The following is a 6,373-nucleotide window of genomic DNA, read 5'->3' as shown; positions in this document are numbered from 1 at the left end:
GCGCTTGCATGGCATGCAAGAGGTCAGGGGTTCGATCCCCCTAGGCTCCACCAATTCCCCCCTCAGATCAGCGCAATTTAGCGTCCGCAGAGATCGGCGGAGACCTTCTGCCATGCTACCACCCTGCCCGCTTCTTCTTGGCTAGAATACTCTCGCCGAAGATGCCCATGTGCTCGACGCTGGCGGGTGATGCGACGGCGCCGGATTGCGGCAATTTCAACCCGAGAATCCCTTGACGCGCCTGTGCTTTGGGCCTAAAGACGCCAAACGGAATTCGGGGCACTGCCTGTGGTGGTGCCCGTTTGTGTTAAGAAGGGCCAGCACGCGCCCTCAGCAAGAACGAGGATGATCTCATGTCGCGCCGCTGTGAACTGACCGGTAAAGGCCCGATGGTTGGCAACAACTCCAGCCACGCCAACAACAAGACACGTCGTCGGTATCTGCCGAACCTCAACGACGTGACGCTGCAATCTGAAACCCTGAATCGCGGCATCAAGCTGCGGATTTCGGCGCATGCTCTGCGCAGTGTCGATCATCGCGGGGGTCTCGATGCATTTCTGGCCAAGGCAAAGGACGACGAACTGTCCGCAACCGCGCTGAAGGTCAAGAAAGAGATCGCCAAGGCGCAGGCCGCAACCGCCTGATTCTGAGCGTCCAATCGCTTTGCACCCAGCCCTGCCTAACCGGCGGGGCTGTTTGCTTTTGCCGCTTGCCCAAGCCGGTCGCGCAGGCCTATATGTCAGGCCGATGAGACCACTGCACCCGATATTGGCCTTGGCCCTCTGCCTGGTTCTGGCCCTCACCAGCCAGAGCCTTGCGGTGGCGCGCGGCGGCGCGCAGCCGGTGGGGCAAATCGTGCTCTGCACCGGCACAGGCCCGGTCACTATCGCCGTCGATGCCGACGGACAGCCTGTGGCCGCACAGCACCTCTGCCCCGATTGCCTGCCCGGTTTTGCCGTTGTTCTGGTCTCACCCCCGACCCTCGGCCTCTGGAAGGGGCCGGAGCGACGGATGGGGACTGTGGCAATGGGCCGCCACGCCGTGATGCGCGGCCAGCCCCCGAGCGTGGCACGCGCGCCGCCTGTGACGGTCTGACACCCCATTCCAGACCGTGATACAGACATTAAGGAGCGACCCATGTCCTTCAAATCCCCCCTTCTGGCGGCCCTTGCCGCGACCGTCCTTGCCGTGCCCGCACTGGCGCAGGAAATCCACGTGCTCGACACCTACGCCCGCAGCGCCAGCCCCACCGCCAAAACCGGCGCAGCCTTCATGCTCATCGAGAATATCGGCGACGCCGATGACCGCCTGCTCGGCGCGACCTCTCCCGCCGCGCAAAAGGTCGAATTGCACACCCATCTCGAAGAGGGTGGCGTCATGAAAATGATGCATGTCGAAGAGGGCTTTGCCATCGCGGCAGGCGAGACGTTGGTGTTACAGCGCGGCGGCGCCCACGTGATGTTGATGGGGCTGACCGAGAGCTTTGAGCAGGGCAAGATCATTCCGCTGACGTTGGTTTTTGAAAAATCCGGAGAAATCGTTGTGGATGTTCCGGTCGATCTGGCGCGCAAGCCCGAAGGTGCTGGCGCAAAAGGTCACGGAACAGGTAACTGACCCGCTCGGGCCCGGCTGGGCGGTCTGCCATGCCGGTCTCGCTTGCACATCAAAGAAAGGCGGCTCCAATCGCGCGACACCGGTTGGGGCCCCGTTTTTGCGCGCAATTCAAACAATTAGAGTTCGTGGGAACGAAAAGTTTCCGCCCCGGCGCGTCCTGTGCCCGCTGCCGAAATCAGCCGACCGCGCGGCCAGCCACCTTTTCCAGGTGCGCACGCAGTTGTTCAGCCTCGTAGCGCGCTTCGCGAAGACCATCCATGGTCGCGGCCAATTCTGCCTCGGTCTGACTGATCTGGTTGGTCAGCTCGGCCTCGCGCTGTTGCAAATAGGTGATAGCCTGATCGCGGGTTTCCTCAGCCTCGTGCAGTTCCTGCGCCAGCCGTTCCAACTCCCCGACATCGGATCCCGGTACGCGGATGAAGCGATGTACCAGCCAATTGGCGAACCAGCCCATGCAGAACGCCACGAAAAGGACGATGGCGGTTGCGATGATGAATTCGGTTCTGTTCATTCGGTTGGCTTGTCCTGCGTGGTCTTTTCGGCCTCAGCCCCTTCTTCCCCCGGTTCTTCGAGGCTTTCAAGCGCTGTTTGCTCATCTTCCACCGGCTCGGGGCGGATCAGGCGAAATTCGATGCGGCGATTGGTCTCGCGGCCCTCTTCGGTCCCGTTGTCGGCAATGGGCACGCTTTCGCCATAGCCCTTTGCGTCGATGCTCGAGGTCAGCACACGGCGCATGCGCAATTCGTCCAGCACCGCACGCGCCCGTGCGAGGCTGAGTTGCACGTTCATATCCTCGCTGCCCTGACTGTCGGTATGGCCGCCAATCTCCATGCGGATTTCGCCGCATTTTTTCAGCACATCGGCAATATCGTCCATGATCGCGGCCCCTTGCGCGTCGATCTTGGCTGATCCCGGCTCAAAGTTGATCTTGCGCCCTGCCTGAATCGCAGCGATCTGCGCCTCGCATTCATCTGGCGTTGGAAGCCCGGCGACGGGATCAAGGGCCTCTTTGTAGGTCACGTCGATGGTATATTTCTCGGCCTCACCCAGCTTTTCTGCCAGAAACTGCGCGATTTCCGCGCTGGCGCTCTTGCGGCCGGTGTTGCCTTGAACGCCGATATTATCAGGCGTCACCGTAACGACACCATTCGACAGATACGACAGTGCCTCGAGGCCGGTCAGAACCCGGATCGACCAGTCACGCGGCAGCCCCTCAGCCACCCGCGCCGTCAGATGCACCGAATCCGAAGAAAATCGCGCTTTGGCAAAGCTGCGCACAGTTTCACGGCTGTTTTCACTGCCCACCCGCCCACGAATCACAACCTGACCTTCGGGCGAGAGGGTGGCCACGAATTCGGGCGCTGCGGGCTGCGCGGCATCGGGGGGCGGCGGCAAGGTGGCGGTGAGGGCAAAGACCTCGGGCAATTCGGCCTCAAGCTTGCCAGCCACGTCGTCGAACAGGCTCTGCGCGGTGCCTTCAGGTGCCAAGAGCGCCACATCGGCATCGGAAAACGTAACCGTGCCTCCGCCCAGATCCGCGACCGCAGCTATGGCCAGTTCCGCCGCCCGCGCCCATTGTGGCGAGGGCACGCCCATCCCCACCACGCAATCGGCCTTGGACTGTATGCCCGCCTTGCCTGCAGCGCGCAAAATGCGCTCGCGTGTCTCTTCAGTGTCGGCAGAGCAGGAGTCGAACCGCGCGCCGGTTTCGTCGATCACGAACCGCAGGGTAAAGGGTGTGATAACCGGGCGCGGGGCCGAGATGGCAAGCGCCAGCCGCACGTTGTCTGGTGCCGCGCGTGCCAGATCCGTCTCGATCCGGCGCTGCGCCTCGGTGCTGTCGACCATGGCCTTGATCTCGACCCGATCCGCGCTGACGGAGATCTTGGCCCGCGGCAATTTCCCAAGCGACCGGACCGCATAACGCAGCGCGGCGGGCCATGTCTCTGGATAGGGATAGTCCGCGGAATCAAGCAGATCGGCCACCGTCACATCATCGGTTTCAGACGCGATATCCGCCAAAAGCTTGTCACGATCCGTGGCGGCAGGCACCAGCCCGATCAGGGAAATACCGCTGTCATTGCGCAGGATTTCGATGGCAAAGCGCGGCGGCGCAATATCCGCCGCATCCTCGACCAGCATCTGATCAATCACCCGCGCCGCATCGACCACCGTGCCCGCCAGCGACAGCGCCTTGAACCGCAGCGCCTCAGAGGGCGCGGTGCCCGCAAGAAAGAGTTGCAGGCCATCCGTGTCGACATCGGCCCAGACCAGACCGACGCGGTCCAGCGTATCACGCACCGCGCGGCGCGAACTGTCCTCGATGGCGCTCACGGCAAAGCCCGCGGCAACAACCGCAAGCACCGCTGCCCCGGCAAAGGTTCCTGCGATCGTGAAAGCGGATGATAAACGCATCGGGCAATGGCCAGTTCATGAGTGCTGCCCACGTCTTTAGGCGCGCGGCGGCCTGAGTTCAATCACAGGAGACAGGCGACGGCGAAAAACGGCACAGGCAAGAGGCCCGCATCCCGGTTGGAACGAAAGAGTTGAAGCAACCGCGCAGTATCGTCCAACCGCAAACGGCGCATCTGTCCCTGCATGTGCCAGCCCATCACCCAAGGGCCGCATAGCGCCACAAGGAGTGCTGTCAGCCGCGCATCGGGCACCGCAAGAATGACGGCCACCGCCATCAGCGACACGGTCGCCACCAGAAACCACCGCAGCCAGCGAGGCGAGTTGTCCCCAAAAAGCCGCGCCGTGGATTTGACACCGATCAGAGCGTCATCTTCTGCGTCCTGATGGGCATAGATCGTGTCATAAAAGAGTGTCCAGGCAATACCCGCGAGATAGAGGATCACCGCGGGCGCTTCCAGCCGGCCGCTATGCGCCGCCCACGCAAGAAGGGCGCCCCAGTTGAAGGCGAGGCCGAGAAACACTTGCGGCCACCATGTAAATCGCTTGGCGAAGGGATAGACCGCGACAGGCAAGAGCGACAAGACGCCAAGGGTAATCGCGGCGGCGTTGAAGGTCAGAAGAATCCCGAACGCAAGCAGCGCCTGCGCCGCCATCCAGATGAGCGCGCCGCGCACCGTGACCTGACCTGCGGGAATTGGGCGCGATGCAGTGCGCGCCACAGAGCCGTCGATATGCCGGTCGGTAATATCGTTCCAGGTGCAGCCCGCCCCGCGCATCAGAAAAGCCCCGAGGGCGCAGCCGGTAAAGATCCACAGATCGTGCCATCCCGCCTGACCGTCCGACAGCATCGCAAGCGTCAGCCCCCACCAGCAGGGCAAGAGCAAGAGCCATGTGCCAATCGGTCGGTCCGCACGGCTCAGCCGCAAGTAAGGGCGCGTGGCGGCAGGGGCCAGACGGTCCACCCAATTGCCAGCATAGGCATCGGCCACCTGTCCCGTGGCCTCTGGCATCTGGTTCTTTGCGGTCATATGTTGGCCCCATGAAAGCAGCGAAGATCAGGCTTTATGTAGAGCACCCGTTGGGGGAAGGGCAAACCATTCCTCTGAGCCAGCCGCAGGCGCATTACCTCTTTGGGGTGATGCGGCAAGGCGTGGGGGACGCCGTGCTCTTGTTCAATGGTGAGGCCGGGGAATGGCGCGCCGACGTGATCGAGGCAGGCAAGCGCGGCGGTGCCTTGCAGGTGGCCGAGCAGACAGCACCGCAGCGCAATCCGCCCGACCTCTGGCTCATGTTCGCTCCGATCAAGAAGGCGCGCACAGATTTCATTGTCGAGAAAGCCGCAGAAATGGGCGTAGCGCGGATCATCCCGGTGCAGACCGAGTTCACCAATGCCGAGCGTATCCGGCAGGACCGGCTTCAGGCCCATGCCGTTGAGGCCGCCGAACAATGCGGCGGCACATTCGTGCCAGAGGTCAGCGACCTGCACCGCCTCGACCGGATGCTGGCCAACTGGCCCGAGGATCGTCAATTGATGTTTTGCGACGAGGCGCTGGCGGGCCACGCGGCAACCCTTGGTCGTGATCTGCCGCGCGGCGCGCCATGGGCCATCCTGATCGGCCCCGAAGGCGGTTTCTCGGAGGCAGAGCGCGCACGCCTCGCGGCGCTGCCGCAGGCCCACGCCATCAGCCTCGGGCCACGCATCCTGCGCGCGGATACGGCGGCGGTGGCGGCGATGACACTCTGGCAGACCACTTTGGGGGACTGGACATGAGCTTTATTCGCCCGCAGGCGCGCGCCGCCCTTTGGCGCTGGCGCGAGGTTTTGAGCGGGCTGGGGCTGGCGACGCTTGGTCTCTGGTGGGGGGTTGGCAGCTACGGCCTTCTGCAATGGCTGGGTTACGTGCTTTTGATCCTCGCCGGGGCGGTCCTGTTGATGGGGCTGCAACGGACACGCTTTCGCGCAGGCGCGGGCGGTCCCGGCGTGGTGCAGGTCGACGAGGGACAGGTTGCCTATTTCGGGCCTCTCACGGGGGGCGTGGTGGCGATCCGCGATCTTGACGCCCTGACGCTTGATCCGACAGGCAAGCCGCCGCATTGGGTGCTGAGCACGCAAGGCGCGCCCGCGCTGCATATCCCGCTCAATGCCGAGGGCGCAGAGGCACTCTTTGACGCCTTCGCCGCCCTGCCCGGCCTGCGCACCGAACATATGCTTTTCCAAATGCGCCGCCTGCCCAATCACCCGACTGTGATCTGGCAGAAATCGCAAAGCACCGCCTCGCACCTTAGGCTGCATTGACAGTCCTGACGTTTGCCGCCAACTGTGTCGCCCGAGACACTGCCCTGAT

8 protein-coding genes are annotated in these 6,373 nt (G+C 63.3%); 5 read left to right on the top strand and 3 right to left on the bottom strand.

What is annotated here, in order from left to right:
- The first annotated feature begins 353 nt into the window (after nt 1–353).
- The 3 genes from rpmB (at nt 354) to AACZ65_RS14495 (ending at nt 1,614) form a co-directional block, all read left to right on the top strand.
- The gene (gene rpmB, locus AACZ65_RS14505) at nt 354–644 is read left to right on the top strand and encodes a 50S ribosomal protein L28 (RefSeq protein ID WP_286780888.1); all 291 of its coding nucleotides are present in this window, start codon (nt 354–356) and stop codon (nt 642–644) included.
- A gap of 103 nt (nt 645–747) precedes the next feature.
- Nucleotides 748–1,095 (top strand): hypothetical protein, encoded by a 348-nt coding sequence (locus AACZ65_RS14500; protein WP_339672006.1) that lies wholly within the window; start codon nt 748–750, stop codon nt 1,093–1,095.
- Between the two features lie 42 nt (nt 1,096–1,137).
- Nucleotides 1,138–1,614: a copper chaperone PCu(A)C gene (locus tag AACZ65_RS14495; RefSeq protein WP_286780889.1), complete on the top strand. Its 477-nt coding sequence runs from the start codon at nt 1,138–1,140 to the stop codon at nt 1,612–1,614.
- Nucleotides 1,615–1,789: 175 nt separating this feature from the next.
- On the opposite strand, the gene AACZ65_RS14490 is transcribed toward AACZ65_RS14495, so the two are convergent.
- The 3 genes from AACZ65_RS14490 to ubiA form a co-directional block, all read right to left on the bottom strand.
- Nucleotides 1,790–2,125 carry a hypothetical protein gene (locus AACZ65_RS14490; protein ID WP_037269059.1) on the bottom strand — a complete coding sequence of 112 codons (336 nt, stop codon included), beginning with the start codon at nt 2,123–2,125 and terminating at the stop codon, nt 1,790–1,792.
- Nucleotides 2,122–4,029, bottom strand: a complete 1,908-nt coding sequence (locus AACZ65_RS14485; protein ID WP_286780890.1) for an OmpA family protein — start codon at nt 4,027–4,029, stop codon at nt 2,122–2,124. The genes AACZ65_RS14490 and AACZ65_RS14485 overlap by 4 nt, the downstream gene beginning before the upstream one ends.
- Nucleotides 4,030–4,091: 62 nt before the next feature.
- Nucleotides 4,092–5,057, bottom strand: a complete 966-nt coding sequence (gene ubiA / locus AACZ65_RS14480) for a 4-hydroxybenzoate octaprenyltransferase (protein ID WP_292754508.1) — start codon at nt 5,055–5,057, stop codon at nt 4,092–4,094.
- Between the two features lie 11 nt (nt 5,058–5,068).
- Between ubiA and AACZ65_RS14475 the strand changes: the two genes are divergently transcribed.
- Together AACZ65_RS14475 and AACZ65_RS14470 are read left to right on the top strand one after the other, a co-directional pair.
- Nucleotides 5,069–5,800, top strand: a complete 732-nt coding sequence (locus tag AACZ65_RS14475; RefSeq protein ID WP_292754511.1) for a 16S rRNA (uracil(1498)-N(3))-methyltransferase — start codon at nt 5,069–5,071, stop codon at nt 5,798–5,800.
- Nucleotides 5,797–6,324: a hypothetical protein gene (locus tag AACZ65_RS14470; RefSeq protein ID WP_339671999.1), complete on the top strand. Its 528-nt coding sequence runs from the start codon at nt 5,797–5,799 to the stop codon at nt 6,322–6,324. Before AACZ65_RS14475 ends, AACZ65_RS14470 begins: the two co-directional genes overlap by 4 nt.
- Nucleotides 6,325–6,373 lie beyond the last annotated feature (49 nt).

The sequence above is a fragment of the uncultured Roseovarius sp. genome (assembly GCF_963972555.1).
Lineage (GTDB): Bacteria > Pseudomonadota > Alphaproteobacteria > Rhodobacterales > Rhodobacteraceae > Roseovarius > Roseovarius mucosus.
The sequence above is the reverse complement of the archived record's forward strand: the minus strand, read 5'-3'. Positions and strand labels throughout refer to the sequence as shown.